The sequence below is a fragment of the Peterkaempfera griseoplana genome (assembly GCF_001418575.1).
GTDB lineage: Bacteria > Actinomycetota > Actinomycetes > Streptomycetales > Streptomycetaceae > Peterkaempfera > Peterkaempfera griseoplana.
The window spans coordinates 1-1,364 of the sequence record NZ_LIQR01000373.1 but is presented as its reverse complement, the minus strand read 5'-3'; the positions used below and the strand labels follow the sequence as shown (position 1 = coordinate 1,364).

The 1,364-nt window shown below is 72.8% G+C and carries 2 protein-coding genes; both read left to right on the top strand.

Annotated elements, in window-relative coordinates; translation table 11 throughout:
* Positions 1-448, top strand: a 448-nt coding sequence (locus tag AOK09_RS26275) for an ATP-binding cassette domain-containing protein (protein WP_157876044.1), incomplete at its 5' end; no start/stop codon positions are given.
* Entirely contained in the window at positions 435-1,337 is a 903-nt protein-coding gene (locus AOK09_RS26270; protein ID WP_055589732.1) for an ABC transporter permease, read from the top strand. The genes AOK09_RS26275 and AOK09_RS26270, both read left to right, overlap by 14 nt.
* The last annotated feature ends 27 nt before the right edge of the window (positions 1,338-1,364 follow it).

The window sequence follows — 1,364 nt, the reverse complement described above, 5'->3', positions numbered from 1 at the left end:
GCGCGCCGAGCGCCGCGCCGAGGCCGAGCGCCTGCTGGAGCTGGTGCGGCTCGGCGGGGCGTACGGCAAGCGGGTGCACGAGCTCTCCGGCGGTATGCGGCAGCGGGTGGCGATGGCCCGTGCGCTCGCCCAGGACTCCTCGGTGCTGCTGATGGACGAGCCGTTCGCGGCGCTGGACGCCATCACCCGGGACGTCCTGCACGAGGAGCTGACCCGGATCTGGTCGGAGACCGGACTCTCGGTCCTCTTCGTCACCCACAATGTGCGCGAGGCGGTCCGGCTGGCGCAGCGGGTGGTCCTGCTGACGTCCCGTCCGGGCCGGATCGCCCGCGAGTGGCGGATCGACCTGCCGCAGCCCCGCCGGATCGAGTCCAGCGGCGTCGCGGAGCTCTCCGTCGAGATCACCGACGAACTGCGCAAGGAGATCCGCCGCCATGGCCAGCACTGAGACCGCGCCCGCCGACGCCCGGCCGGCCGGCGGCGACCTCGCCGGTGTGGAGGCCGGACTGGACGCCCTGGACGCCGTCCAGATCCGGCGCACCCCGCTCTCCCAGGTGCTCCGGGAGAAGGTGATCCCGCCGGTCGTCGCCGTGGTGCTGGTGCTGGCGGTGTGGCAGGGCGTCTACTCCGCCGGGGTCTTCCCCGCGTACAAGTTCCCCAGCCCGGGGCAGGTCCGGGACAGCTTCATGGACCTGTGGTACCGGGGCGAGGTCTTCTCGGTGCTGTGGACCAGCGTCTCCCGGGGCCTCTTCGGCTTTCTGATCTCGCTGGCCATCGGCACCCCGCTGGGGCTGGTGGTGGCCCGGGTGAAGCCGATCAGGGCGGCGCTCGGCCCGATCCTCTCCGGCCTGCAGTCGCTGCCCTCGGTGGCCTGGGTGCCCGCCGCGATCATCTGGTTGGGTCTCAACAGCCAGGCGATGTACGCGGTGATCCTGCTCGGCGCCGTGCCGTCCATCGCCAACGGGCTGATCTCCGGCATCGACCAGGTGCCGCCGCTGTACCTGCGCGCCGGACGGACCCTCGGCGCCACCGGGCTGCGCGGCGCCCGCCACATCCTGCTCCCCGCCGCGCTCCCGGGCTACCTGGCCGGGCTGAAGCAGGGCTGGGCCTTCTCCTGGCGCTCGCTGATGGCGGCCGAGCTGATCGCCAGCTCCCCCGACCTGGGCCTCGGCCTCGGCCAGCTGCTGGAGAACGGCCGTGTCGCCTTCGACATGCCCCGGGTGGAACTGGCCATCCTGCTGATCCTCTTCGTGGGCATCGCCATCGACCTGCTGATCTTCTCCCCCCTGGAGCGCTGGGTGCTGCGCAGCCGCGGCCTCCTCGCCAACGCCCGCTGACGGAGCTCCACCATGCCCGCCACCGCC

Excerpts from the sequence above, each read along its gene's own strand:
- AOK09_RS26270 (WP_055589732.1), top strand. The coding sequence starts at position 435 with ATGGCCAGCACTGAGACCGCGCCCGCCGACGCCCGGCCGGCCGGCGGC.